The sequence below is a fragment of the Lentibacillus sp. Marseille-P4043 genome (genome assembly GCF_900258515.1).
GTDB lineage: Bacteria > Bacillota > Bacilli > Bacillales > Amphibacillaceae > Lentibacillus_C.
Window position 1 is genome coordinate 337388 of the sequence record NZ_LT984884.1, and the last position, 23589, is coordinate 360976.

The 23589-nt window shown below is 38.1% G+C and carries 43 protein-coding genes; 1 reads left to right on the forward strand and 42 read right to left on the reverse strand.

Annotated elements, in window-relative coordinates:
* Nucleotides 1-4: 4 nt before the first annotated feature.
* The 42 genes from C8270_RS01755 to C8270_RS01950 all read right to left on the reverse strand — a co-directional run bounded on the left by C8270_RS01755 (nucleotide 5) and on the right by C8270_RS01950 (nucleotide 22806).
* Nucleotides 5-526 carry a phage major tail tube protein gene (locus tag C8270_RS01755; protein ID WP_106494880.1) on the reverse strand — a complete coding sequence of 174 codons (522 nt, stop codon included), beginning with the start codon at nucleotides 524-526 and terminating at the stop codon, nucleotides 5-7.
* Nucleotides 526-1998: a phage tail sheath family protein gene (locus tag C8270_RS01760; protein ID WP_106494882.1), complete on the reverse strand. Its 1473-nt coding sequence runs from the start codon at nucleotides 1996-1998 to the stop codon at nucleotides 526-528. The genes C8270_RS01755 and C8270_RS01760 overlap by 1 nt, the downstream gene beginning before the upstream one ends.
* Before the next feature lie 4 nt (nucleotides 1999-2002).
* The gene (locus C8270_RS01765; protein ID WP_106494884.1) at nucleotides 2003-2251 is read right to left on the reverse strand and encodes a hypothetical protein; all 249 of its coding nucleotides are present in this window, start codon (nucleotides 2249-2251) and stop codon (nucleotides 2003-2005) included.
* Nucleotides 2248-2715 (reverse strand): hypothetical protein, encoded by a 468-nt coding sequence (locus tag C8270_RS01770; protein ID WP_106494886.1) that lies wholly within the window; start codon nucleotides 2713-2715, stop codon nucleotides 2248-2250. The genes C8270_RS01765 and C8270_RS01770 overlap by 4 nt, the downstream gene beginning before the upstream one ends.
* Nucleotides 2716-2717: 2 nt before the next feature.
* Complete coding sequence (locus tag C8270_RS01775) at nucleotides 2718-3284, reverse strand: phage tail protein (RefSeq protein ID WP_106494888.1); 567 nt, start codon at nucleotides 3282-3284, stop codon at nucleotides 2718-2720.
* Nucleotides 3281-3598, reverse strand: a complete 318-nt coding sequence (locus tag C8270_RS01780; RefSeq protein WP_106494890.1) for a hypothetical protein — start codon at nucleotides 3596-3598, stop codon at nucleotides 3281-3283. Before C8270_RS01780 ends, C8270_RS01775 begins: the two co-directional genes overlap by 4 nt.
* The gene (locus tag C8270_RS01785) at nucleotides 3598-3966 is read right to left on the reverse strand and encodes a DUF7210 family protein (RefSeq protein ID WP_106494892.1); all 369 of its coding nucleotides are present in this window, start codon (nucleotides 3964-3966) and stop codon (nucleotides 3598-3600) included. The genes C8270_RS01780 and C8270_RS01785 overlap by 1 nt, the downstream gene beginning before the upstream one ends.
* 13 nt (nucleotides 3967-3979) lie before the next feature.
* Nucleotides 3980-5008, reverse strand: coding sequence for a major capsid protein (locus C8270_RS01790; RefSeq protein ID WP_106494893.1), 1029 nt, complete (start codon nucleotides 5006-5008; stop codon nucleotides 3980-3982).
* A 15-nt stretch (nucleotides 5009-5023) separates the two neighbouring features.
* Nucleotides 5024-5359, reverse strand: coding sequence for a head decoration protein (locus tag C8270_RS01795; protein ID WP_106494895.1), 336 nt, complete (start codon nucleotides 5357-5359; stop codon nucleotides 5024-5026).
* Nucleotides 5359-6450, reverse strand: a complete 1092-nt coding sequence (locus C8270_RS01800; protein WP_106494897.1) for a head maturation protease, ClpP-related — start codon at nucleotides 6448-6450, stop codon at nucleotides 5359-5361. The genes C8270_RS01795 and C8270_RS01800 overlap by 1 nt, the downstream gene beginning before the upstream one ends.
* Entirely contained in the window at nucleotides 6447-8015 is a 1569-nt protein-coding gene (locus tag C8270_RS01805) for a phage portal protein (protein WP_106494898.1), read from the reverse strand. The genes C8270_RS01800 and C8270_RS01805 overlap by 4 nt, the downstream gene beginning before the upstream one ends.
* 14 nt (nucleotides 8016-8029) lie before the next feature.
* Entirely contained in the window at nucleotides 8030-8248 is a 219-nt protein-coding gene (locus tag C8270_RS01810) for a DUF6148 family protein (RefSeq protein ID WP_106494899.1), read from the reverse strand.
* A 36-nt stretch (nucleotides 8249-8284) separates the two neighbouring features.
* Entirely contained in the window at nucleotides 8285-10126 is a 1842-nt protein-coding gene (locus tag C8270_RS01815) for a phage terminase large subunit family protein (RefSeq protein WP_106494900.1), read from the reverse strand.
* Nucleotides 10098-10685 carry a hypothetical protein gene (locus C8270_RS01820; protein WP_199794631.1) on the reverse strand — a complete coding sequence of 196 codons (588 nt, stop codon included), beginning with the start codon at nucleotides 10683-10685 and terminating at the stop codon, nucleotides 10098-10100. Before C8270_RS01820 ends, C8270_RS01815 begins: the two co-directional genes overlap by 29 nt.
* Before the next feature lie 203 nt (nucleotides 10686-10888).
* Nucleotides 10889-11203 (reverse strand): hypothetical protein, encoded by a 315-nt coding sequence (locus C8270_RS01825; RefSeq protein WP_106494902.1) that lies wholly within the window; start codon nucleotides 11201-11203, stop codon nucleotides 10889-10891.
* 395 nt (nucleotides 11204-11598) lie between these two features.
* A complete protein-coding gene (locus tag C8270_RS01830) occupies nucleotides 11599-11898 on the reverse strand; it encodes a hypothetical protein (RefSeq protein WP_106494904.1) in 300 nt (99 codons plus the stop codon).
* Nucleotides 11899-12064: 166 nt separating this feature from the next.
* Nucleotides 12065-12607 carry a tyrosine-type recombinase/integrase gene (locus C8270_RS01835; RefSeq protein WP_106494905.1) on the reverse strand — a complete coding sequence of 181 codons (543 nt, stop codon included), beginning with the start codon at nucleotides 12605-12607 and terminating at the stop codon, nucleotides 12065-12067.
* Nucleotides 12576-13049 carry an ArpU family phage packaging/lysis transcriptional regulator gene (locus tag C8270_RS01840; protein ID WP_325034718.1) on the reverse strand — a complete coding sequence of 158 codons (474 nt, stop codon included), beginning with the start codon at nucleotides 13047-13049 and terminating at the stop codon, nucleotides 12576-12578. The genes C8270_RS01835 and C8270_RS01840 overlap by 32 nt, the downstream gene beginning before the upstream one ends.
* A 29-nt stretch (nucleotides 13050-13078) precedes the next feature.
* The gene (locus tag C8270_RS01845) at nucleotides 13079-13261 is read right to left on the reverse strand and encodes a hypothetical protein (RefSeq protein ID WP_106494907.1); all 183 of its coding nucleotides are present in this window, start codon (nucleotides 13259-13261) and stop codon (nucleotides 13079-13081) included.
* The gene (locus C8270_RS01850; protein ID WP_106494909.1) at nucleotides 13254-13433 is read right to left on the reverse strand and encodes a hypothetical protein; all 180 of its coding nucleotides are present in this window, start codon (nucleotides 13431-13433) and stop codon (nucleotides 13254-13256) included. The genes C8270_RS01845 and C8270_RS01850 overlap by 8 nt, the downstream gene beginning before the upstream one ends.
* A 177-nt stretch (nucleotides 13434-13610) precedes the next feature.
* Nucleotides 13611-13796 (reverse strand): DUF3954 domain-containing protein, encoded by a 186-nt coding sequence (locus C8270_RS01855; protein WP_106494910.1) that lies wholly within the window; start codon nucleotides 13794-13796, stop codon nucleotides 13611-13613.
* 21 nt (nucleotides 13797-13817) lie between these two features.
* Nucleotides 13818-13943, reverse strand: a complete 126-nt coding sequence (locus C8270_RS20595) for a hypothetical protein (RefSeq protein WP_267894826.1) — start codon at nucleotides 13941-13943, stop codon at nucleotides 13818-13820.
* Between the two features lie 350 nt (nucleotides 13944-14293).
* The gene (locus tag C8270_RS01860; RefSeq protein WP_106494911.1) at nucleotides 14294-14953 is read right to left on the reverse strand and encodes a dUTP diphosphatase; all 660 of its coding nucleotides are present in this window, start codon (nucleotides 14951-14953) and stop codon (nucleotides 14294-14296) included.
* Nucleotides 14954-15073: 120 nt separating this feature from the next.
* Nucleotides 15074-15316, reverse strand: coding sequence for a hypothetical protein (locus C8270_RS01865; protein WP_234028461.1), 243 nt, complete (start codon nucleotides 15314-15316; stop codon nucleotides 15074-15076).
* Nucleotides 15313-15708, reverse strand: coding sequence for a hypothetical protein (locus C8270_RS01870; RefSeq protein ID WP_106494913.1), 396 nt, complete (start codon nucleotides 15706-15708; stop codon nucleotides 15313-15315). The genes C8270_RS01865 and C8270_RS01870 overlap by 4 nt, the downstream gene beginning before the upstream one ends.
* Nucleotides 15705-15920: a hypothetical protein gene (locus C8270_RS01875; protein ID WP_106494914.1), complete on the reverse strand. Its 216-nt coding sequence runs from the start codon at nucleotides 15918-15920 to the stop codon at nucleotides 15705-15707. Before C8270_RS01875 ends, C8270_RS01870 begins: the two co-directional genes overlap by 4 nt.
* Nucleotides 15917-16216 (reverse strand): hypothetical protein, encoded by a 300-nt coding sequence (locus C8270_RS01880; protein WP_106494916.1) that lies wholly within the window; start codon nucleotides 16214-16216, stop codon nucleotides 15917-15919. Before C8270_RS01880 ends, C8270_RS01875 begins: the two co-directional genes overlap by 4 nt.
* Nucleotides 16217-16393: 177 nt before the next feature.
* Nucleotides 16394-16702 carry a hypothetical protein gene (locus C8270_RS01885; protein ID WP_106494918.1) on the reverse strand — a complete coding sequence of 103 codons (309 nt, stop codon included), beginning with the start codon at nucleotides 16700-16702 and terminating at the stop codon, nucleotides 16394-16396.
* A gap of 42 nt (nucleotides 16703-16744) precedes the next feature.
* A complete protein-coding gene (locus C8270_RS01890) occupies nucleotides 16745-16936 on the reverse strand; it encodes a hypothetical protein (RefSeq protein ID WP_106494919.1) in 192 nt (63 codons plus the stop codon).
* Nucleotides 16937-16973: 37 nt separating this feature from the next.
* On the reverse strand, nucleotides 16974-17321 hold the full coding sequence (locus C8270_RS01895) for a hypothetical protein (protein WP_106494920.1): 348 nt from the start codon (nucleotides 17319-17321) through the stop codon (nucleotides 16974-16976).
* A gap of 39 nt (nucleotides 17322-17360) precedes the next feature.
* Nucleotides 17361-17627, reverse strand: coding sequence for a hypothetical protein (locus C8270_RS01900; protein ID WP_106494922.1), 267 nt, complete (start codon nucleotides 17625-17627; stop codon nucleotides 17361-17363).
* Nucleotides 17628-17682: 55 nt separating this feature from the next.
* Complete coding sequence (locus C8270_RS01905; protein ID WP_106494924.1) at nucleotides 17683-17889, reverse strand: hypothetical protein; 207 nt, start codon at nucleotides 17887-17889, stop codon at nucleotides 17683-17685.
* Entirely contained in the window at nucleotides 17879-19153 is a 1275-nt protein-coding gene (gene dnaB, locus C8270_RS01910; RefSeq protein WP_158701564.1) for a replicative DNA helicase, read from the reverse strand. The genes C8270_RS01905 and dnaB overlap by 11 nt, the downstream gene beginning before the upstream one ends.
* Nucleotides 19137-19409 (reverse strand): replicative helicase loader/inhibitor, encoded by a 273-nt coding sequence (locus C8270_RS01915; RefSeq protein WP_106494926.1) that lies wholly within the window; start codon nucleotides 19407-19409, stop codon nucleotides 19137-19139. The genes dnaB and C8270_RS01915 overlap by 17 nt, the downstream gene beginning before the upstream one ends.
* A complete protein-coding gene (locus C8270_RS01920) occupies nucleotides 19406-20206 on the reverse strand; it encodes a hypothetical protein (protein ID WP_106494928.1) in 801 nt (266 codons plus the stop codon). The genes C8270_RS01915 and C8270_RS01920 overlap by 4 nt, the downstream gene beginning before the upstream one ends.
* Before the next feature lie 87 nt (nucleotides 20207-20293).
* Nucleotides 20294-20530: a hypothetical protein gene (locus tag C8270_RS01925; protein WP_106494930.1), complete on the reverse strand. Its 237-nt coding sequence runs from the start codon at nucleotides 20528-20530 to the stop codon at nucleotides 20294-20296.
* A 108-nt stretch (nucleotides 20531-20638) separates the two neighbouring features.
* Nucleotides 20639-20812: a hypothetical protein gene (locus C8270_RS19645; RefSeq protein WP_158701565.1), complete on the reverse strand. Its 174-nt coding sequence runs from the start codon at nucleotides 20810-20812 to the stop codon at nucleotides 20639-20641.
* 86 nt (nucleotides 20813-20898) lie between these two features.
* Nucleotides 20899-21183 carry a hypothetical protein gene (locus tag C8270_RS01930; protein WP_106494931.1) on the reverse strand — a complete coding sequence of 95 codons (285 nt, stop codon included), beginning with the start codon at nucleotides 21181-21183 and terminating at the stop codon, nucleotides 20899-20901.
* Nucleotides 21180-21461 carry a helix-turn-helix domain-containing protein gene (locus C8270_RS01935; protein ID WP_106494932.1) on the reverse strand — a complete coding sequence of 94 codons (282 nt, stop codon included), beginning with the start codon at nucleotides 21459-21461 and terminating at the stop codon, nucleotides 21180-21182. Before C8270_RS01935 ends, C8270_RS01930 begins: the two co-directional genes overlap by 4 nt.
* A 108-nt stretch (nucleotides 21462-21569) precedes the next feature.
* Nucleotides 21570-21881, reverse strand: a complete 312-nt coding sequence (locus C8270_RS01940; protein ID WP_106494934.1) for a hypothetical protein — start codon at nucleotides 21879-21881, stop codon at nucleotides 21570-21572.
* Complete coding sequence (locus tag C8270_RS01945) at nucleotides 21881-22573, reverse strand: ORF6C domain-containing protein (RefSeq protein WP_106494935.1); 693 nt, start codon at nucleotides 22571-22573, stop codon at nucleotides 21881-21883. Before C8270_RS01945 ends, C8270_RS01940 begins: the two co-directional genes overlap by 1 nt.
* On the reverse strand, nucleotides 22573-22806 hold the full coding sequence (locus tag C8270_RS01950; RefSeq protein ID WP_106494937.1) for a helix-turn-helix transcriptional regulator: 234 nt from the start codon (nucleotides 22804-22806) through the stop codon (nucleotides 22573-22575). Before C8270_RS01950 ends, C8270_RS01945 begins: the two co-directional genes overlap by 1 nt.
* 123 nt (nucleotides 22807-22929) lie before the next feature.
* On the opposite strand from C8270_RS01950, the gene C8270_RS01955 reads away from it, so the two are divergent.
* Nucleotides 22930-23574 carry a helix-turn-helix domain-containing protein gene (locus C8270_RS01955; RefSeq protein ID WP_106494939.1) on the forward strand — a complete coding sequence of 215 codons (645 nt, stop codon included), beginning with the start codon at nucleotides 22930-22932 and terminating at the stop codon, nucleotides 23572-23574.
* Nucleotides 23575-23589 lie beyond the last annotated feature (15 nt).

Sequence of the window (23589 nt, forward strand, 5' to 3'; positions counted from 1 at the left end):
CCTCCTAAATCATATTTCGAATGTCACCCAAGATATCTTCTCCATCAACAATGAACACAAAGTTTAATTTGTCGAATTCAAGCATGGTACGTCCTTCTTCTTCAATTTTTATATAGAGTACTTCGAGGATGTTAGTTGTTTCTGTTAATCCCCCTACAGCCATTGTTCCGAGATTTAATCCTTTCGGCTGCCCCCTCAACGTAATCTTCAATCCCCTTCTATCGGTTTTTCCTTGCGCTACATCATAACTCTGTTGAGCCGCCCGTAGAACAATGGATTTACCGCTATTTTTCATCAAACTAAAGGATTTATCAGTTATTGTACGAAAAGGGATTTCAATAGTTTGGGAACCGAAGTGACCTAGAGTAGAAGATTCATATTCTCCTGCTATTCCTGCTCCAGATACTGTCTCAGTCATCGCTTCGAAGTTAGGCAATGTTACCTCCGCTGATACACCTACAAGCACATCCGTGTCATTGTATACGTTATAGTTAATAACCTTTTCCGGAATAGGATTTGCTGCCATTATTGTTCACCCCTGAATAACGAATTAGTTAATATTGTTGGGTCGAATTCTAGCTCATTCTCAATTTCTTTAGCCGGCGTTAAGAAGCCAATTTTTTGGGTGAACTTAATTTTCCCATCCAAGATTTGCGACGTTGGATTTTCCGACTGTTTAAACTCAATTTTTGCGCCGGCAATTTGACCACGAGCTTGGAATCCATTAGCCCGAATGTTCTCACTGTCAACGGCATTTTCTATTAATCGATAGCTAGTAGGGTCATCCACTTCATCAAAATAGTTCAGGATGAAAGTATTACCCCACCAGTTGAACATACGCCTAACTGCAATAAATCGGTCCTTAGGATCCGGCACTTCATATTGATGAATATCATAGTCATACATGGCGGTATTATTTCCCCAAATTCTCCATCCGCGCATATTAATTGCCGTAACAATGCCCTTTCCGTTTAGTCTATTGCCGAGCAATTGATCAAGGAACATCTCTTTTCCATCACTAGTAACTCCTGCTTCTACGGGAACTCTTTTGTTGGAAGGTGATTTGTAAGGTACGTCACCATTCTCGGCATCAGTTCGGGAAAGAACAGGCGCAAGAATAGAACTGAGCCAGTATACTTTCCCGCGGATTTTCACCTTTGGCCAACAAACCATAGACGATTTATCTTCAAAAATCTTCATGTACTTATCTTCAATCGCCTCATCAATTGAATTCCCTTCAACATCCAATACATTTTCTGTTTTGAAAGAACCATTAATGCCCTCTGATTTAGATGCAAGAGCCGCACCAACAGCCGTGTCTTTCGAAAACCCTGGTGCAAATAAAATTGTTGGTACCGAATCTAGTTTTGGAAAAATTGTTGAGACAGTTTCGATTCCTTTGTACTCATTTGTAGTAGAGTCATATCCACCGATGACATCCTCATTCGTTACCTTTGATGGGTCTAATTGATCAAAATCAGCTTGTAATGAGTTTGTCGAATCAGTAATCGCACCTCCGGAAAGCGCCGATATAACCACATTACCTTCATTGTCAAAATCAGCAATGTAATCCGTGTCTTTTACGTATGTTGTTGCTCCATCTTTGTTTTTAAGAACCAATGAGTCTAAAAGAATGCCTTCTTTCTCGATCTTAGCTTCTTTTTCGACAATTTCTATTGATTCAGCAGAAACAGATTTTTTGTGCATTTCTGGATCTATTACGTTAACAAACACGACTGGTCCTGCTTTGATTTGACGGAAAGATGCATCCATTACCTCGCAAAGGGTGTAAGATTCCCAGTTGTCACTGTATCCCAGCTTGGCTTTTGCTTCCTCGTAATTTTGAATCTTGATCGGCTTATTAACAACCGCATCAATATCTTCTGCCATGTTAATCGGAGCAGTACCAAAAGCAACCTGCAGCGATGATAACGATTCAATTGGTTGCTCAAGTGTTGTTGGATTTTCTTGAACAGTTATTCCGTGTTTATAAGACATTCAATCACTCTCCTTTCGCGGCGTAATCAAGGGCTTTTTTATAAAAAAGATTTTCCCGCGTTCCTACTTTTTTTACTTTTTGCTTTGTCGATGCTAATTCATCAACTTTTATAAACAATTCTTGGACTGCTTGGCTTTTATCGTAATGTTTTTTTGCATTCGTCGGCAGTTCGCCGATATAAGTAGAATACTGAGGCAATCCGTTTAAAGTCGGGCCACAATAAATAAGCGTGGCAGGTTTCTTTTTACTCATATTAAATCTCCCACATCCTCTCTCAATATTTGAGGTGTTTTCCAGTTTGTTTCTATTCCAACGAAAAAATAAGGTTCTGCATCCTCATCATGGTATGCCCAATTTATTGGTAGTCCTAGTTCATATTGATCGTTTATCAAAGGATTTCTTTCCAAATTATCAGTAATACGATTGGCCACATTCACCGCGTCTTTATACCCCTGATTGTTACTGTTACGATCAACAACACCGATGATAAATTGTACCTTCGTTTTATTTCCTTCCTCCGGATCCGTTTTCGAACCATCCGCCAGGCGAATGATAATACACGGATAGGGATCCTCTTTTTCCTTACCCTTGTTTGGTAAATGCTGTTCGAAAATTTTTATTGGCGCATAATCATTGGTTAAGTTTTTAAGCTTAAAATGATTAAATTCTTGCAACAGCCTTATTTTCAAATCTTCCTGCAATAAAAGAGGAATCATAACTATTTCCCCTTCCCTTTTTCTAAAATACGATTGATCTCGTGATCCAATCGTTTTTTGAGTGTTTCTTGCCCTTGCTTTTCAATTTCTTTATGCACTTCATCATTACCTATCATTTGCGGAACAGATGGACCGAATAAACGTTTAATAGGCAACCTAGAATCACCTGTCCGTTGAAACACCTTTCGGCCATTTATGTCAGCAACAAATGCTCCCATAACAGCACTAACACTACTTTTTTTGACCGCTATTTTTATAGGGCTTTTACGTTTAGGATTAACAGTCTTTGGCGATACTTTGAATCTATCTAAAGGAATCAATTCACCGCTTGACTGGACTTTGGCTCGGAGTGCGCTTTTTGTTGCTCGTGTCTTAGTCAGCGTAGCTCCAATATCGCCCGCTTTGATGTTATATCCCTTCCGCACTTCTTTTTTAACGTTTGAATTAATGTTCGTAACTGCCCTGTTAATAGCTTTAGATATAGCGCTAGGTGTTTGTTTTTGAAAATCGCCAAGCTTTTTCTGGACTTCCCGAATCATTTTCTCATCTACTTCAACAGTTGCTCTCATGATCTAGCAGCCCCTAAAGTTATTGTGTACATACCCTCGTCTTCCTTCACATCATTAACATAGAGCAAATCTCCATCAATCATTAAATCTTGTCCAGGGAACGGCTCAAAATCTAATTCGCTTTTAGCAACATGAAATAGGAGCTCGCTAGTCGCAAGCCCCTCTCCACCATTAGATAATTGTATTTCTTTCAACGCTTCACTATCAAAAACTACTTTAACGGAATCCCCGTCAATATCAATAACATCTGCAAATTCATCGACGTTCATAAATGATGATAAATCAGAATCAAAATAATCCTTCAAACGAGGCATTATTCTTCTTCCTCGGTTAACGCAAGTACTTCATCGACTTTTTGATTTTCAACAATTAAACCGATGAGATCTGCTTTTGAAATATTACCTGAAAATTCAAGTTCAACTTCTTTAGCGATAGATTTCAAATCAAAGTAATCTATTGATTCAAGTTCTTCTTTTGCGTTTAAATGTTGTAAGTCTTCGGGTGATGCTTGGTCTTCCTTTTCCGGATCCTCGGATGGTTCGCTATTTTCTATTTTACCCACAAAAAAAGCGACCCCTAGATTAACGAGACGCTGCGCTTGTTGGTTATTAATTTTTTCAATTATATTACCGGGATCATACGTTTTCCCATCATGTGTAACTTTTTCACTTAATTTTATCAACGGAAATCCCTCCTTACAACACTTTTGCTACGTGCCAACTATCCACTTCATGAGGCACAGGCAACGGACGACTGTTGATTTGCAAAATACGTGCAGGCGGATCCTTTTTAATCCATGAATCTGGAACTCGAGAACCTTCATAAGTGACAAAATTGTTCGTATTAGCGCTCGTCAAAGTGACAGCGCCGTACAGCATAGACGACCGCGCGTTAGATGAGCCTAACATCAAAGTACCAGCTGGCACCATTGGTTTTTCTTCCTCGGCATCCTCATCAAAATACCATTCATCATAACTATAAACATCTAATCCGAGTGATGAAATAGACCCAATGTAAGTTACCCCGTTTGGCAATTGTTGTGGATTGATTTGCCCAAGGATAATACGGCGATTATCCAACTGTTCTTTCACTTTTGGATGTCGAACAAATGCATCAACAACGTCAGATGCCATGATAACACGGTCCGGATTCACCCCGGACTTTTTAATGACCTTTAATCTCCATTCTTTTAGCTTTGCAATTGGATCGCTTTCAGAACTGCTCCATAAACTTGTTCCGCTAAGTGTTTCATTATTTGAAAAGTCGAAATCAAGCGTAGCGTCAACGCCATCGCCCTTGACGTCTACTTTACCGGTGAATAAAATTTGGGCCGCCATCCATTCTTCTCGGCGAGTGATAGATTCATCTAGATCAGACAAATCTCTTGCTAACAATTCCGCTGCGCGCTCGTCAGGGCTCTTAGCAGAATAAAAGTTTTCACCCATGGAACGCTTGTTAATATCATCGCCAGTAATAATACGTTGCGGTTTTACCATAGCAGGTTTAAAAGACTTAGTTGTAAATCCTTGCCGATCTACGACCTTGCCAGAGTGCCTAGGAGAAACGAATGGAGCTAACTTTCTACGACCTTTATAGTAATCAACATCAACGTTCTCACTTGTAAACGTATTTACATTTGGGAAAAAGGTGCTTTTTAAAAATGTGTGTGCTGGTTTCATCATCTCGACCGCCGCTAACATAGTTCTAGTATCATAAATATTCATTAATTGATTCCTCCTTTATGCATTTTCCTTTAAAAAGATTCCAATATTACGTAAAGCTCTTTTGTGATCTGCCGCAGTATCTTCACCGCCAAAAACTAGTTTGTCTTGATTGAACTCACCAGTTAAATAAATGGTTGCTTCGGATCCGCTTGTAGCATTATCTGCAAGCACTGCATATGGATTCTTTGACCCGTCAGCCGCTGCGGAATCAAGCGCTACCGCGCTTCCATCGTCAGCGATACCCAGAACTGTGCCACGGCTCAAATCCGCACCAACTTTTGCGGTATCAGTTACAATTTCAAAATCACCAGCAAATAAGTTATCGTAATTAAATTCTCCTAATGTTGGCATTACGCATTACCTCCTCTTGATTTATTGATGAAGTTAGCGATAGTATTTGCGTTTTCCTCTCGCTCTTTATCCTCTGTTTTGTTATTCTCTGGGGCATTTGTCCCCTGGATATTATTCAATTCTCCGGCTTCTATATTACGGTTTTGTAAGTAGTTAGCTCCCTGCTCTTTTTGTGCTTTAATAATATTCATCGCTAACTTTTCTGCTGTTTCTTTAGTTTCAAATTTCGCCTTGTTAATCAATTCTTCATGTCCGGGAACAGCCATATCTTCAATTGCTTTAATGCGGCCATTTTCTTCTTTTGCACCCTCGTCATGACCTTCTTGCTTGATCTGATTATACAGATCAGGGTATTCATTTTTAAGCTTCTCTAAATCCATTTTGTCATCTCCTTGTTCATTTTTTGGATTGGATTGGTTAACGATAGATCCTTGTGGCAACATTTTTTGAAGATCATCCTTCGTTATGTTGTCACCTTTTTTAAATTCATTTCGAATTTTATCAATTACTTGTTGTGGGATGATTTGCGCATTACCAATGCTAGCCGTTAGTCGCGGTTGATTTTGGTTTTCGAACATAATTTCATCAACAAATCCCTTTTCCTTTGCATCTTGTGCGCCTAGCCATGTTTCTTTGTCCATCAAATCTAACAATTCCTTTTGTGACATCCCCGTCTTTAATGCATAAGCGTTAGTAATAGATTTGTCCCACCCCCGTAGAAAATCAGATCCGTGTTGCAGGTCACGGTGATCACCGCCAGCGACAGAATATGCGTTATGAATCATAATTTGTGCAGTAGGTGATATTAATGTCTTACCAGCCATGGCAATAACGGACGCGGCCGATGCAGCAACCCCAACAATCTTTGATACGACATTTGCTTTCGCCTCGTGTTCTTTCAACATTGTATAAATCTCAGAGCCGGAATAAACATCTCCGCCCGGTGAGTTAATTATAACCTCAAGATCATCACCATCGGCAGAATCAATTAAACTATTAACTTTGGCTGGGCTTGTCGCTTCAATCCCAAACAAATCATATATCCACTGATAAGCACTAGGAATAATCGTTCCTTTAATATCTATTTTCATTCTTCTTCACCTCCTCCCGGTTCATGTTCTACTTCCGGGTTAGTTTCATTTTGGATCAGCCCACCCTCTTGCCTTAGCCTTTCTTCAACAGTTCTAAGACGAGTGTTTCTGAAAAAGTCACCATTACCCAGTTCGACCGTTTCTCTCGTACGCGTGCTAAATCCTTCGTTCACGCGTTGTGCAGCCGCCTTCACTTCTTTTAACGGATCAATTTGACCCTGAGATGGTCCGTTCCACTCAGCCATACAATATGCTTTTCGTGCTACCGGATCCGTGAAAAATCCGGGTGCATCGATTCGCCCTTTCGCAACAGCTTCAGCTAAGAATTCTTCGTAGATTGGTTGGCAAAAATCACTAGACAACCAAGATCGTCTCATCCTAAACATTTTCCAAGCTTCAAGAAGTGCTGCACGGCTTGCCGAATAGGAGGCTGTGAAATGTTTTAACAACAGTTCATAAGGCACTTCAAGAGCAGACCCTATCTGTCTACATATGGCCGTGACAAATCCATCAAATGCTTGATTCGGTCTACCCGGATTGGAATCTTGTATACTCTCGTTTTCTCCAAGAGCAACTATAGAACCATTGCCGAGTTCATAATTCGTGTCGTCTTCCTCTATTTGATCATCATAATCATCAAAGTACTGCCCCGGTTGTTCGTTCTGAGGATTTTCTGATTTAATAAATACCGTATACATACCGGACACTACCGCCGCCATAAGTTCAGCCTCTGAATAACGAGCAAGTTGTTTTAGGCTCTCAATCACAGGCGCAAGAATTGGCACTCCTCGCCTTTGCTCCGGTCTTTCTGATTCCATTAAATGAATGATGTTGGGTCTACCAGTATTTGCACCAAACTTTCTCACCCTGGACCATTCGTTCCTTTTCATCGAAATTGAGTTCGGGTGATGTTGGGCTATGTGATATGCCACAATTTCACCACGATAATTGACTTCAACACCGTTAATTATTTTATTGTTTGGGTTAAACATCTTTTTATCCGGTGTGCAAACTCTATCAGCCTCAATGATTTGCACCCGAATGTCATATGGTAGATTAGGTCTTGGGATGACAGGCAATAGAGCAAAGCTGTCGCCTGACATTAGTTGCCCTAAAAAAGCTAATTGCTGCAATTCATAGAAGTTATTCATACGTTGCGCATCACAGTGAACGGAATCCGCCCATAAATTGAATTCTCTTTCCACTTTCGTTTCCCAAGCATCAGCTTCTTCTAAGGTCATGCCCAAATATTCATAATCAATTTGAGAGTTAAGCTTTAGTCCACTGCCGACCACATTTGTCCGTATGGTTTTTAAAGCACCAGTAGCAAGAGGGGCTCCCATGTATAAATCCCTCGAACGCTCCCTTAGCTTAGGAATATTACGCTCGATATCTTCTAGTACGGATCCGGATCTAGCAAACCACCCTAGCATACTCTTTTTTCTCGTGCTCGCTCCGTGATCTCCATAACCTTGATTGAGTAGGTTTATTTTATTTCGTGATTCCATGCGCTTCAACGCCCTATTAGGAGACACGAAGGAAATTGTCTTATCAATAATGTTCATCTTCTGTCACCCCCTCAAAAATCTCTCGGAACAGCACGAAACACCTTTCTACTTCCCTTGCCTTGTAGCCGATTCACTTCACGTTTCCAAAAAGTTATTTGTTTACGGATATCTGAAATCCTCGCTCTTGTTAACTGCCTAGTACCTATTCGGTAAGATTGACCCGTTGAGACTGCTAATTCCGCATCCAACCACGATTCTAAATGTTTTTTCGCTCTTTCCAGCTCATTCATGTCTTTTCCCCCAATAAAAAACACCCTTTCGGATGCTCACTTAATCCCTTTTGATAACACTCGTTTTCGTCTTCTTCTTTTTACAGGTAAGGGTTTTCCGTTTTCCAATTGTTCCTTGATTGCATCTAAATTAGGATTCAAAATCTCCAATGCTGCAGTAGCATAGTTCCGCAAATCAAATGGTTCATTTCTTGCAGACGATGTTTTTAATTCCCATTTGATTGTTGGTTGACCGTTTTTATAACGGGTCACACGATGTTCAGCTGTGAGACCTTTAAAATAATAATCGTCATAGCCTTTCTCGCGATCAATAGGAAAATGACAATAACCATTTTGAGTAGGTTCTGCTTTTAACCTGGAAACAATATCATCTTTCCCGACATCTACACCAATAGTGAATAACCAGATACCATATTGATCACGGCGATTAGGTCTCTTGATAAAGCTATGACCAGTACCACCGACACCTTTGATAGCCCACACTCGATTATATTCTCTTTTTTTACAGTAATCATAGACACTTGATGTGTGATGGCCACCGGAGTCAACGCAAGTACTCATTACTTTCATAACATTTCCATCTTGTCTTTTGTAATCTTTGAGTATGACGTCATCTAATGATTTCCAAACAAACTCTTGACCCGGATCACCCATGATCACTCCGTATTCAATCCCCCACGATTCTTTGCCAGGGCCCCATCCAACTATTTCGTATTCCAAACGATTATCCTGTACGTCAACACCTGAAGTAAGCACCGCAACTTCATTTGGCACCTCACATCCATATTCCTTACGCCGACCCAACAATCCTTCTGACTTAACCCCGTCTCCCTGTTCTTCCCATGTTTCGCCCAGGGAAGTGTTTACCCAAACCTTTAAAGATTCTTTTCCTTTTTTCTTTGCATCTTTAAAATCTGAGATAATTTCCTTCCAACGTTTCCACGGGCTTACTAATTCATTTAAATGGAAACCTCTATTTTTGACATCAGGCTTATCAGCAACCCATTTTCCATTTCCGGCTTTCCATTCAAATTCATCATGAAGCGTGCCACAGTATTTACAGGCATGATGTGCACTTTTTACTTCCTTGGTTTCATCGTCATAATCAAATTTTATCTGTGACCAACGTAAGGGTTGATACTCTCTGCATGATGGACATGGTAGATGCCAATGTTCTTGTGTACTGGTTTCGAACTCTGCTTCAATGCGGCTAGCACCTTTTATTGTCGGTGTAGAAACAAAGATCTTTTTCCTGTTAGGGAAGTTATTTGTTCTTTTTTCAGCCAGCGATAAAGGATCTCCTTCAGATCCAGCACTTACAGGAAAGCGATCAACTTCATCGGCAAGTAATATCCTGATTGGTCTTGATGCCAATCCAGAAGGTGCGTTTGCTCCAACTAAAGCAATATAACCACCGGTGAACGACTTTTGCATGACGGTGTTTCCGCTATCGCGACTTTTATCATCAGCAGCCTTTTTTCTCAGAGTAGGTGAATCCCTAAGCATGGGTGCAATACGTTCTTTCGAGAACGACTTTGCTAAATCAACAGTTGGTTGCAGCATCATAATCGGAGATGGATCGAAATCTATATGATAACCAACAGTATTTAATAACAATTCACTTTTTCCCACCTGAGCCGAGGACATAATGATTATTTTTTCTGTGTTACTGTCATTTACGCTGTCCATTATTTCTTTTTGATAAGGAGCTCTGCTTGTTCTCCATTGCCCTGGTTCAGAAGATGATTCGCTTGATAACTTTCTATACATATCAGCCCATTCAGAAACTGTTAGATCAGGTGGAGGTGTAACAATCTCCTTGATAATCCCAACAAAAAGTGATTCCGTATCATTTTTTCTTCTTTGTACGGATACCATCTTGAATCTCCTCATCCACCTGCTCAACCTCTACGGGACTGTCTTCATCCTCTATCGATAGTTTGTCTTTACTTTCTGCATAAAAGACATAAGGATCATAATCAGCGAGTTCTGCAAGGGCTTCATAAACAGCATTTTTTAAAATACCTTTTATTTCATTGAAATCAGTCTTTCCCTGTAATGGTCCCGCGGATTTTGAAGGGATGGACAATATCCTAGAACGAAAAGAGCTTAACATATTGTTCATTACTCGTTTCACATCATCAGAACGGTGGAGATCCCCCTTCATGATTTGAAGTTCCAATTCTGCTTTTTGTCGTCTAGCCCTCGTCCACAGCGCTTCCTCTTCCGTCTTATTTAATTCTTCATTCGGTACTTCATTCATATATTTTATATACGCTTGAATGGATGCTGTTAAATCATATTTACCATGTGCAGCTCTAATCAACGCATCCTCTTTCGTTAGTTGTTGAATACGACGAGAACTAAGATTGAGGATTTCGCATAATTCCGATGTAGTAACAATAAAACCTTTTTCTTTCAAATCATTGTCCTTCAAGGGGTTTGTCCACCTCCTCCAAATTATTTCCCAAGAATTTCAAAGCGAAAACGAAACGAACTTTTCAAATAAAAAACTAGCGCTTTTCCGGGCTCGCAAGCACCCGCTAGAAATTTTTTTCTCTCAAAGTACCTTTTTTATTTTTAGAAACAATTTCAGCAAAACTTTTCCGCGAAAAATACTTTTGATAAATTATTTTAAAGTTAATTTTTATTTTTTATTTTTCTTCTCACATGAAGTCCGTGCTGCTTACACCAGTTGTTGCTCTTGCCTATAGACATCCTTTCATACTCCCTTAGCTTATCCATTTTTAGGCATCGCTTATATCCTACTGGTGCATGGTCCCGGATATACTCTACATAACTCTTTGCTTTCTTATAAACATATCGAACTACCCGAGAGACGAAGTCCTTAATGTTATTGAATACCTTATTAATGACCTTAGCTAACTCTTTTAACTTATCATGTGCTTCCTGCGCATTGTACGTTCTACCCTGGACAGTAATAGTATTATCCATGTTTATATTTATCCCTCCATCCTTAACTTATAAAAATACCCAAAGGCGCCTAGCTAGTACCGCTTATCAGGCGTAACCCTTTGGCGCGTTACCCTCCCGGTTGGGTCATTGGATACTTTCATAAGTTAGCCATCTCTCGCTTCGGCGGATGGCTTGCCGTCCCGATCCATTCCTTTCACGGCTGGGATCACCGCTTCCTAGGAGGATGCCAGTTATGAGCAACAACGACATGGCATTCATTGTCACCAGAAGTGGAGTAGCCTACATTCAACTAATATTAAAAGCACCCACGCATTAGCAGGAGTGCCTTTAAACAATTTTCATTAATATCATAATAACTTGTATAACGGTAAATGCTCTTTTTATTTTCTTTCAATAGTCTCCCACTTTTTTTATTACACCCACCCTCTTTTCTGCGCTCTCCCTTTATTGTTATTGAATAATTTCTTGGCCATAGCATGTAGGTCGTCAGTGGCTTTTGTTCTTATAATATCTGAAACATCCTTACTAATGACTTTCCTATTACCTACTTTATACCCTTTTTTGTTTAATTCAACCGCAACCTTAGTAACGCTCTCCAACTGCACATAAAGAAATATGGACTCTTTTTCAAATGTATCAGCTTGGTAATTGTTTATTTGTTCAATATAATTTTCTAACTCTCTTATTCTGTCCCTCGCCTCTTCAATTTTCATACTAATAACCTCCTAATTTATCTAACACAGTACATTATAATATATAGACTGTTGCACTCACTCGATTGCCAAACCCCTTGAGACAAAAGGCTCTATGTCAATTCTAAATTTGAGTGCACGTTGTATAAAATTATGTTGATGCAATAAAAAAAAATAAAATAAACAGTTAAATCCTGTATTTATCCATTGCTTGATCTAAATCATCCTGGTTGATGCCGATGTATCGTTTCGTTGTTTGCTGGTCACTGTGATTAAATAACTCCTGCAACATACCAATGTTGTTTGTTTGCTTATAAAAATGATAGCCAAATGTTTTCCTTAATGTATGTGTCCCTATCTCGGTTAAATTGACATATTCAGCCGCCTCTCGAAGTATTCTGTAAGCAGTGGAACGGTCAATTGCCTTATTGCACCCTTGTCGGCTTTGTATGACGTAATCTCCTTCATCTAATGTCTTTGCATAAGAAGTTAACTCTCGCTTGATGTACCCTGGTATCTTGACTCGCTTTCTTTTGGTTGTCTTCGTTTCTTTGATATCAATGTGGGATTTCAATATATCTTCCTTTGTAAGCTTTAAAATATCGGATATACGTAATCCTGTTGTAATACCAAGCAGGAACATAATATAATTTCTTTTATTCCTGCTTTTCAAGTATTCTTTTATTTTATCTATCTTATCAGGATCTCGAATCGGTTCCACAAAGTTCATCTTGCTTCACCTCCTTATAAATCTCAATTCGTAGTATGAATGCCAATTTATAAAATGCGCGCGATTTAATACGATAGTAATTAGTTTCGCTATAACCAAGCTCATTATATACCTCATAATCATAGACATCATCATCCTTCAAATACCGATTGATGATGATTGAACGTTCTTTAAAAGATAAACGATTTACAGCCTTCTGGATCTTCAATAAGTACTCCTTGCGCTTTCTCTCCTGGTCAACCTTTTTTAACGCAATTTCTTCCGTAGATGAATGGAATTGATTATTTGGTGCTGCGGGCGCAAGGTTGAACGATTGAGTTATTTTAGGTTGCAATTCTTCCGGATCCATTAATAAATACATCTGATATTTCTCTAAAGATGACTCAACTTCTTTTTTTGTTGCTTCCCTATCGATTTCCGGTAACATGAATGACATTTGCATTAACAACACCCTTTCCATTATTTTTACGATTATTTCTGTTTGAATGCTCCACCACGAGTTCTTTTATATGTTCGGCGATTAACGCCCATCAGTTCTTCTAAATCTTCATGTGATAACCTCTCTGTTTGTTTTTCGTGGCGCTTTTTCTTATCAGGGGATGAATTGCTCGATTTAGACCATTTTTTCAACTGTTTTCGTAACTGATCAGACATCGGCTTTTCCTCCGATCAGCAAACGGATAAAAATAAACAATGGCCATGCGATAACAATAAAAATTAATAGAAAGATGAATATTGAATTTTCTTGCTTGCTACCATTAACAGGCTCTTTTTGAACAATCGCTAATAAAAATCCAACAATCCAATACGCTACAATGAACTCCATTCAATCACTCCTTTTAAAGTAATAAAAAAGGACACCAACCCTAAAACAGCTACATGCTGCTAAAGATTGATGCCCGTCCGTTCTTCGGTAAGGACTTATTTCCAAGAAATCACTAATCTGTATTTATGATACTTATTTTTAAATAACAAATTGGTGTATTCAGTTGATTCAATTGCATTAAATAACCTCCTGTCCATTTACCCTAGTCCGTTCACTCCGATCAATATCCAATACCTGTCCGTTTTTCCAAATAATTAAATCCTGGCCGAACTCTTTTGCTTGTACCTTTGTTAGTTGACCATCTTTTACGATATACAAACAATTCTCGTGCAAATCAACTTCAACCTTCATTTTGTCCGTCATATGCCGACCCCCCGAACTAATCTATTGTTCTGCCGATGTGTTGCAAATTCTAGCAAGAATGTATTGATCGCCAAACTCATCCGACATGCTTAAAATGTACTTTATAGATTTGTTCATTTCGGGATAAGTTTTAATTTCTTCACTCATGCTCAATCTCTCCTTTCCGTTTCTGATAAATAGCCATATATCCAGCTATTGACGAGACAAACAATGTTCCCAAAGTAATAAATCCTGTTATGATTAATGTCATTTCTGCACCTTCTCGTTCGCTGTTTTTTCGAACCCGCACAAGCGATTTTTTATGTATGTATTAGTTCTTGGTGTAATTGCAAATCCAACTTGTGCGGATATATTTTCAACTAATTTTCATAACCGCGAATTTGTTCTAAAAGTGTTCTTCCAGCTCCTTTTTTAACTGATCATTGCTTAATTGCTCGAATACACTCCGGTTATATCCAGTCATTAATGCGAGTTGCTCTATTATTGATTCTCGTTCATCAATACCCATTTACTTGCCTCGCATGGTTTATTTTATTTTTATCGAGATAGGCATTGTAAATTTGTTCTAGTGTGAAGCCAAATCCATTAATCCCGATATTCAGAAAAGTGATCCATGCTAATCGAAAATAATATTCGTTGACAGGAAAACCCGCGATCATTTCTTTATCATGATTTTTCTCCATGTAAGAACCATTTAAAAAGTACGTCATTTCTAGAAAATATCCTGTTAAATCTCCATCGAATTCATCCGGATCTAGTTGTTCTTCATAAATATAAAGGGCATCTTCCCACTTCTTTTGAATCGCAATCGATAAAAAGAAGTGCACTCCATCAACAAATTCTTCCAATAACGGGTTATGAAAGTGTACTCCACAACCATCGCAATCATCACATTGCCCGACAATCTTTCCATTTTTAAAAAATATCGGTTCACCTTTGCAAGATTCACATACATTTTTTTCATTCGGATACCACGTCCTGGGTTCCCTATCATTACTCCAATGTTTAAACCATCTGCCCTCATTCGCAAATTCAGCTAATTCCACTTGCAAAGCAACAAAAGTATTTGCAACTAAATCTTTTCCTTGCAGACCTTTTTCCTCAATGATTCTATTATCTAAAGCCTTCTGCATGTCTATTAATTTTTCTAGATTCATAGCTTTACCTCCACATCCTCAATAACTGGCATTTCGCCCAAAGTGTCGAATGCTATTTGTTGCACATCCGCCAGCATTGCATCAAAATCATCTTGTTTCTCGATGATTCGTTCGATCGATTCACCAATTTGATAGAAAAAATAAATTGAACCCTTTGGTAGCCGTTAACGTTTCGATTGCAAAGTTAACGGGAATATCGTAAAGTTTTGCACCAGTAGTAACTTCCGAAACTCTGATAATGTTTTTCACAGGAATTGCGCTAAACCGATATTGTCCTACTTTAATCTCATGCCCTACTGCCGGAGTCCATTTCTTAAGTGCTAGATAAAATTGCTGCGGTTGTTCATTTACTGCGATTTTCATTGGTCGCCACCTTCTATTGTCCATTTGCCTTCTAATAATTCTTTAAGCGTAAAATCGGATAATAAAAGTTCATCCAAGCTTTCCTTATCGTAAAATTCCGGATTAATAACTGCTGTGTGTATGCCCTCATAATAAAAATTGACTACTTTACCCTTTTTATAAGCTCGCATAGCTTCTTCAAAAGATACATGGTTCGGCAGGATACGCCATTGAACAGAATCAACAAAACCTGCACTTAGCATCATTAACCCTTCTGAATCACAAAGTTTGATATGACCTGTTTTATCTTTGAAAACTTTTACTTCTATTCCTAATTCACTGGCATCGCCAACGGCAACTCCCCCAACTTTCAACCGATCGATCATTTGTCCAGTAGTTAGCCATTCGTTCATTTTGATTCCTCCCCAAATTCCCTATTAAATTCCGATTTGATCTTCTTGACTGTCTTTTCGCCAATCCCATGTTTGAACCGCAACCGATCAATAAATTCAGCAAACGATTCAATTAGGATGTCATCCCGAAAATCTGACGAAACTATATATCCGTGTTCATAGCCTTCTTCATAACCTTCTTGATACTTTTGCTTTAGTAGTGGATTTTTCAATGTGATTCACCCTTTAAAATATCCATAATCGCAAGCGCGTCATTACCTCTGACGCAATGCCTGTCCAAAAACTGTACATACGCTTCATTTGTTTGTCCGTGCCCACAACAGGCATTCATTACACCTGGCAGGGTTCCTAAACATCCGTCATGCCCTTCTGGTGTATTGTTCAATCCACAATGCCCGCACAGTCTGTTTTCCCATGTTGTGACCGTCGGCTCCTTCTTGTCTGAAAATACCCATTCCCCATTTAGGAATTCGATTTTATGACCTTTTAGTTGGGTTGTTGCTGTCATTTATATACCTCCTGTGTCGTGATTTAATACATACCGAGCTATTCAAAGATAGTTAACAAAATAAAGACAGTAGCACCTACCACAATTGGTTGGATTAAACAATACCAGAACAGCTTTTCTTTCAATGACATTTCATCATTCAACTATATTCACTCCTTCGCATCATCGTTATGTGCATTAATATTCTGTTGATGAAATAATACAAGGCTTGGTTATTTTTTCGTGTTCGATAACCCAACCGAATGTTTTTTGAATCCATAATTCACCAAAACGTCGTTCCATAATTTGAGATTTCTTCAATTCCTCAACAGGAAGTTCGCTTTCATTCAACCACATATGGTCAGAGAGTGGAACTTCTCCCCAAATTTCAAAATCTTCCTCGATATCCTTCATATCCACACTAGTTTCATTGTGATACCATTCTTTTGCCTGTTCTTCACTTTCAGCACATACCCAATCAAAATCGTTCATTCTGAATACCTTCATTTTCACATCTCCTTTTACTTCACATTTTGTGTCTTATATTCACTAAAACCACCCATTTTGACTGCTTTCTACGTTTATTTGTTTAAATGATTCGATTGCCAACTGTTGCTTTAATTGTCCGTATGATTTGCCGTCTGTGTTGTAGTAACTCATGCTGTGCAGCTTATCGATGATGATTGCTTTTTGACGTTCCTGCATTACATCACGTTCCTGCATTACATCAATTGCTTTCATGAGAACACATCCTTCGTTTTTTTATCGAACTGCGACATTAAGGTACCGATATCTTTACAGCAATGACTTTATCCCACTCAATCTCCTTCAATTCCTTGTCGGTTTGTTCTTGTAAATAAGTGTCTGACCAAGCTGGATTATTCATTTCTAACCTGTCATAAATCAATTCACCAACTTCATCCTCATCTTTTGAACGCACATAACATCTTTCGTTATGATCATAGATTTCTTCAATGCTAGCACTACCCCATCCTGCTACCCACCAACCGAAATCGTCGCCTGCAACAACGTCTGTATCCACCATGGGAACAATATCTAAATCAGGGTTTTCTTTAATTAATTTAAGTAATTCATTTACATTGTTTTGTTGTTTTTCTGAACTCATAATTTTATCTCTCCTTTATGCGCATTTTCGTCAAAAGATCTACATCCTCTTAGCAAACGACCTGTTAATCCTCCCTTGTCTTGCTTGATGAAATAGAGCAATAAAAACCTCATCCGGATCCCGATTGATCGCCTGTCCGATTTCCTCGGGTTCGTGCCCTTGTTCGTATAAAATTGTGACTTCGTTAATCAAACCTTCCGAAAAGATTATTTCTAAATCGGATAAGCAATAGACAAGGGCTCCATCTTCCAAACGTTCTTTTCTGATTTTATAGATTCGCTTAATATTTGAAGTAGCAGTGCTCATCCTAGACCACGTTCATCCCTTCTTATCGCACATTTTGTATCTATAACGCACCTTCTCAAGCCGATTCACCTAACTTTGTTCTATATTCCAGTAACAATTTGTTCATTCTTGCTTTATTGTTTGGTTTGAAATAGAGATCTAGTTCTTTTCGATCATCGTCAAAGGTCAATACTTGTTTTTCGAACACCAGAAATTCAATTAGTAACGACAAAGATTCAAACTCACCAGAAATGGCCTCCGTGTAAACTTCCTTAAGATTCATAACGATGATCCAAATTAACAAATAGGTTGTATTCTTTTTTAAAAGCTAGTTCAACCGTTCCAACTTTGCCATTGCGTTGCTTCGCTACTATGACCTCAATGATGTTTCTTTTTTCACTTTCGCCATTGTAATAATCATCGCGGTATAAAAATTCAATCACATCTGCATCCTGTTCAATGCTTCCAGAATCACGTATGTCCGACATCAAAGGTCTTTTGTCCTGCCTGTTTTCAACTCCCCTTGATAACTGTGAAAGTAGATAAACTGGAATTTTCATGTCCTTTGCCAATTCTTTTAAACTACGGGTTATTTCACCGACTTCAATGTTTTTGGACTCGTACTTTTTTCCAGACCGGATTAGTTGCAGATAATCAATTAATACTAAAATAGGCTTATTGGGGTACATTCTTCTCAGTTTTCTAACTTTGCTACGAATGTATTGAACTGTTTGCCCCGATTTATCGTAAATATGTAAATTCATGTTGCTTAGTTCGCCTAAAGCCTTTGAAAATTTGTCCCAATCATTTGAGTCAAAAAACTGATTCGGATTTCGCATTTTATGGCCATCGATTCTACCTATCGCGGAAATCATACGTTTGTTTAATGATTCTTCACCCATTTCTAACGAAAATATTGCAGTTAATCCTTCGTTTTCGCAATGCGCAACAGCATGATTTAACATTTTGGCTGTTTTCCCAACACTAGGTCTTGCAGCTGAAATGATTAGATCACCATTTTGGAACCCATCCAGCATTCTATTCAGATCGATAAATCCTGTATCAAGGCCGCTAAGCCCTTTGTCTTGCTTTTCAATATTTTCATAGAGCCTTTTTAAAGATTCTGCATGATTGTAGTCATCATCGTTATTTTCTAGTTCTAATTCAGAATACTGACTCATAATCTTAGATAAGTCGTCCAAATTAAATATTTCCCTTTCCTGTATTTTCCTTGCTTCACGGATTTTCCAGGAATCGATAATATATTTCTCATAAGTTTTAAAAGGCTCCAGGCTAGCGACACTGTTCATCAACTTTGATAGGTAAGGTTTCCCACCTATATTTGACAATTTATTTCCCAAAGTCATAACAACCGTTACCATGTCAATCGGTTCACCTTTTTGTTCAATCTCTCTTAAGGCCTTGAACAAAATTTGATTAGACGTATTGGAAAAATGCTTTCCCTGTATGGTGAGTTCTTTAATAAGCTCGCCTTTTTTCAATATGCATCCTAGCAATCCGTATTCTGCCTCAAGGTTTGTGTCCAATCGCTTCACGCTCCCATTGGTCAAGTTTCTTCAAAAAGTCATTTGTGTATGCTTCCCTTTTGTTCTCGCGTAAATCAGATAGACTTGGCGCGAATTTATTTTCAATTGCATATTGTTCTGCATTTTTCATGATCACTGCTGGGTTTTGGTCTTTTAATAACCTTGTCCAGGTGTTGATTTTCCCTTGATCAAAATCGAAAGTTGGATACGCCTCGCTTAATAATTTAAGAACTTCATAGACTTTTTCTCTATTCATGATAGGTCAAAATCCTCCTTGCTCTTTGCTTTGGAACCGACTTGTGAGGAACGTTTAGCAAAGTTTTTTAATGGATCAGCATCATCAATAAATTTTCTAACGTCTTTGTCACGCATTAGATCTGCCAATGTATACTTGTGCGTGAACCAATGGTTATCGCTAAAATAAACTTCTGCATAATTATCGATTACTTGAATAAGCTGTTCATAGGAGTAATCTCTTAATCTTGCTTTAATTGCAGATCTGGTTGGATTCGTTATTTTATTGTGTTGAATAATATTTTTAGATATATAGCGATCGAACAGATCACGGACATTGTATTCTTCTTTTTCTTCTTCTTCTTCTTCTTCTTCTTCTTGTCCACTTATCGTTGACGTTTCGTAGTACGTATCGTATAACTCTTTGATTTCTCTGCGTTCGATACGATCACCGACAAATGGAATCAGGGATTCGTCTTTTACTAATTTCAGTTCAGATCTCACACAATCAAGAATCGGTTTTCCTCCACGATTGAAGTTGTATCTGCCCCAATTTTTTATAGCAATTTCTCTTGTTTCAGTGTTATAAATGACAAGTCCGTGATAATTAATGAACCTGTCTAACAATGAATTAATACTTTCGATCGAATATCCAATATCAAATGCCATCTGTTTTTTGGTGATCTGATAGATTCCGATTTGAGTCGTATTTGAATTCGTCAAAAGATACAAGAAAAAAAGTTTATCTTCTGGAGTCATCTCTTCTACAACTTTCGGGTCATCCCAAAACTCTGTATGAACCATTCTAAATTTAGCCACTTGCATTCCTCCTTGAGATTCTATGAATACATTCGGTTATCACAGCATATAATCTAGTACAAGCTAGCTTATTCATCCGTTTTTAACTCAACCAGAATTAAATTCATCGCTGCCAAACAAACTACATATATAGTCATAACATCTGTCAATCACACTAAAACCTTCATGTGCTGCGGATGTCGATACTTCATAAATTCCTGCCCGATTAAGCCTTATTGTTGCTTCTCCAAAAGTAACTTGTTGATCTTTTTCCAGCTGTTGCAACTGTTGGAAAATCGGGTCAAAGCTTGTCCCCAAAAAATCATAAATTATTGTCTGCTGCATCTAATCACCACCTTTTGAACAGCAAAGGCGACTTGCCTTTGCTGGATTATCGTGATATGATGAGAAAAATACTATTTTTTTAACGCAAACTCGTGTTGTCAGCACGGGTTATTTTTTTACCTCTTGCAACGCCCACAATGCATGATCTGCAATAGATTTAGTACTTTGGTCGATATTTAGCTTGACTGCTGATTCCATCACAGAATAAAACTTCCGTAAAAATTCAACCTCTTGATCAGAATCTCTAGCGATTTGCAGTAACCCGTCCATTTCCTGTTTCATGTCCACCCTCCTAACAAGTCACAAGCGCATAGTATAAAAAGCCTAAGACCCCTACAAAACCGGCGGCGTGAAACACCTTGTAAAATCTATCGCTCATGGCTGTATCTCCTTACTAATTCAAATGCGACACCTTGCTGTATTAACTCATCCATTAACGTATTGAGTTCATCCTGGTCGTGTTTCTTGTCGCTCATTTTTGAAAGCTCATGCAGTGACTTTGTTAGATCAATAGACATGTTCTTTGCGGCATCAAAATCACCACTAACAAGCTTTTCTGCGATCATGCACTGTAGATCCAATGAACACCAATATTCCTGACTTGCTCTATAAATATCATCCGGCAAAAATTGTTTTTCTAATTTCACTGTCATAGAAGCCCTCCTAAAAATAAAATTGCTCCTGTAATTAATTGCGATGCTCCTGTACTTATTAATGATGTAACTACATCTGTCCCGTAAATGAATGCCATCATAACATCTGGATTATTTGTAATGTTGCACCATTTAATTAAATCAGCTGCTTTTAAATCAAGCTTGTCATTTTCTAGTCGCGATATATTGCTCCTTGATATGTGCAGCTTTTCTGCCATTTCTTCCTGACTAATATCAGCAACCCTTCGCATACGGCGTAAGACTGGACCAAATTCCAACGTTTTCACCCCCTTGTGCAACCATTGCACATTGTTTGCGGAGGATGGGCAGTATTTCTTCGCTGACTGTTGTATTATGTAAGTACGGCCTCCTCATATGGTAGTTTGCTAGATTATTTTTAAACTTTGCTTAAAGTTAATCTCATCTGCATTTTGGTTGGTCGCGCTTACCCAATTGAAAAAATCTTTTGTCACCACTCTCGGATGACCAAGTTCCCGGTTGACTGGAAAATCCTTTCTATGAAACAGTTCATTGCATTTATTCGCGCTAATATCTACTAGATCCATGAACTGTTTGCGAGTTAATAATGGTGGTAGTTCTTTTTCTCTTAATTCCTGGATTAGAACCGGGACTAGTTGATTTTTAATTTCCGTTACGAGTGTTTGGATTTCTTCATTGGTAAATGTCGTGATTGGCATTAGATCACATCCTGCACTATTTGTTGATAGTTAGCATTATCAATTTCGATTTTTAGACTTGTTGATGGTTGCCATATTTCTATAAAACGTAATCCATCATCAAACCTTTTCTTTGGCAAATCACCATATCGAGGTATTTCAAAATGATTTTTAAAGTCCCTCCAAAATTCGGAAAAGGCTTTAAAACCCAATTTCTTGTAAGCAGGCGACCTTTTTCCGCCAAGGAAATCAACAACAACTTGTTTTGCTTTTTTGTTTAACGTATGCTCTTGACCGCCATCAATGCGCATAGTTTCTTCTAAATTAGTGATTCGTTTGTCCTGGATCACTAATTCGTTTACCGTGCTTTGTAAAATTTCTAATTGATTTCTGGGTTGTTCTGTTTGATATACACCTGTTTTTCGAATTGACGGGATGACTTCATGTGTTATCCAGCGTTTGAATTGTTTAGCTTCAAGTTTCCTGCTACCAAGGATTAAATTATATAAACCAAATTCATTTACGATATTCGCTTCACCCTGTCGACCTAACTTGAAGTTAGACCGTTCATCTTCATCCAATCGACTAACAGCTTTTGAAGGGTTTGTAAGTTCTAAAATGTTACAAACATCTTTAGCTACAAACCAAGGTTCATTTTTTAAATTAATAATTCTTAACTTTTTACCATCGAAAACCTTTGTTAATTGATTCATTAAACAACCTCCTTATTTTCGTCTTGTAATTCTTGTATAACAACATCAGTAAAAAAAATTTCTCTCGGGTCCTTATTTAATGCATAAGCAATAGCTAACATCAAAGTACCCGATGGTTCTTGTCCGTGAAGCTCAATATTAGTAATAGTTTGACGAGAAGTTTCAGTTCGTCTTGCCAGTTCTGACACTGACATACCAATGTCTATTCGAACTTCTCTTAGCTTGTTATCCATGTATAACACCTCCTACAAATATAATGTAACACATGTATAACAAACGTGTCAACAATGATTTACAAGTTATTTATTTATTTTTATTTTCTTAGAGTGTAAAGTATGTATTACAGGTGATGGATAATGAATAAATTAGGAAAACTTTTAAAAGAATTGCGTGGAAAAGAGTCTTTAAGAGAAGCCAGTAAACGAATAGGAATCAGTCATACATATTTAGATACGATAGAAAAAGGAAAAGACAAAAGAACTGGTGCTCCTGTCAAACCAACTCCGGAAACTTTAAAGCTAATTTCACAAGCTTATAATTATAGCTACATGGATTTGCTGACTGTTGCTGGATATATTGACCGCCAACCATTTTACATTAATTGCTACAATCCGGATGAAGACCCTTCCGGAAACCATACATTATATCCGACAGCAAATCCATCAGGTAAAATACCAAAAGGGACTATTGTTACAGGATACGGAATCCCACTTGCAAGGATCCCTAATGATATGAATGTGGAAGAATTAATTACTTATCTAGCAGATAACTATGAATTAAAAGAACTTAATGACGAGTTTGTTACTTTTTATATGACAGAAAAATTAATCAATAAAATTAAGTCCTTAAAAAATAGTATGAATAAAGAATTTGAAGAATTACTCAGTGACCCAAAGACTAACCTCATGTTCAAAGACTGGAGAAATATGACTGATGAGCAGCGTGACGAGGCTCTGAACATGATTAAATATATAAAATATAAAGGAAGTAGGAAGGATTAATTTTTATGGGGTGAT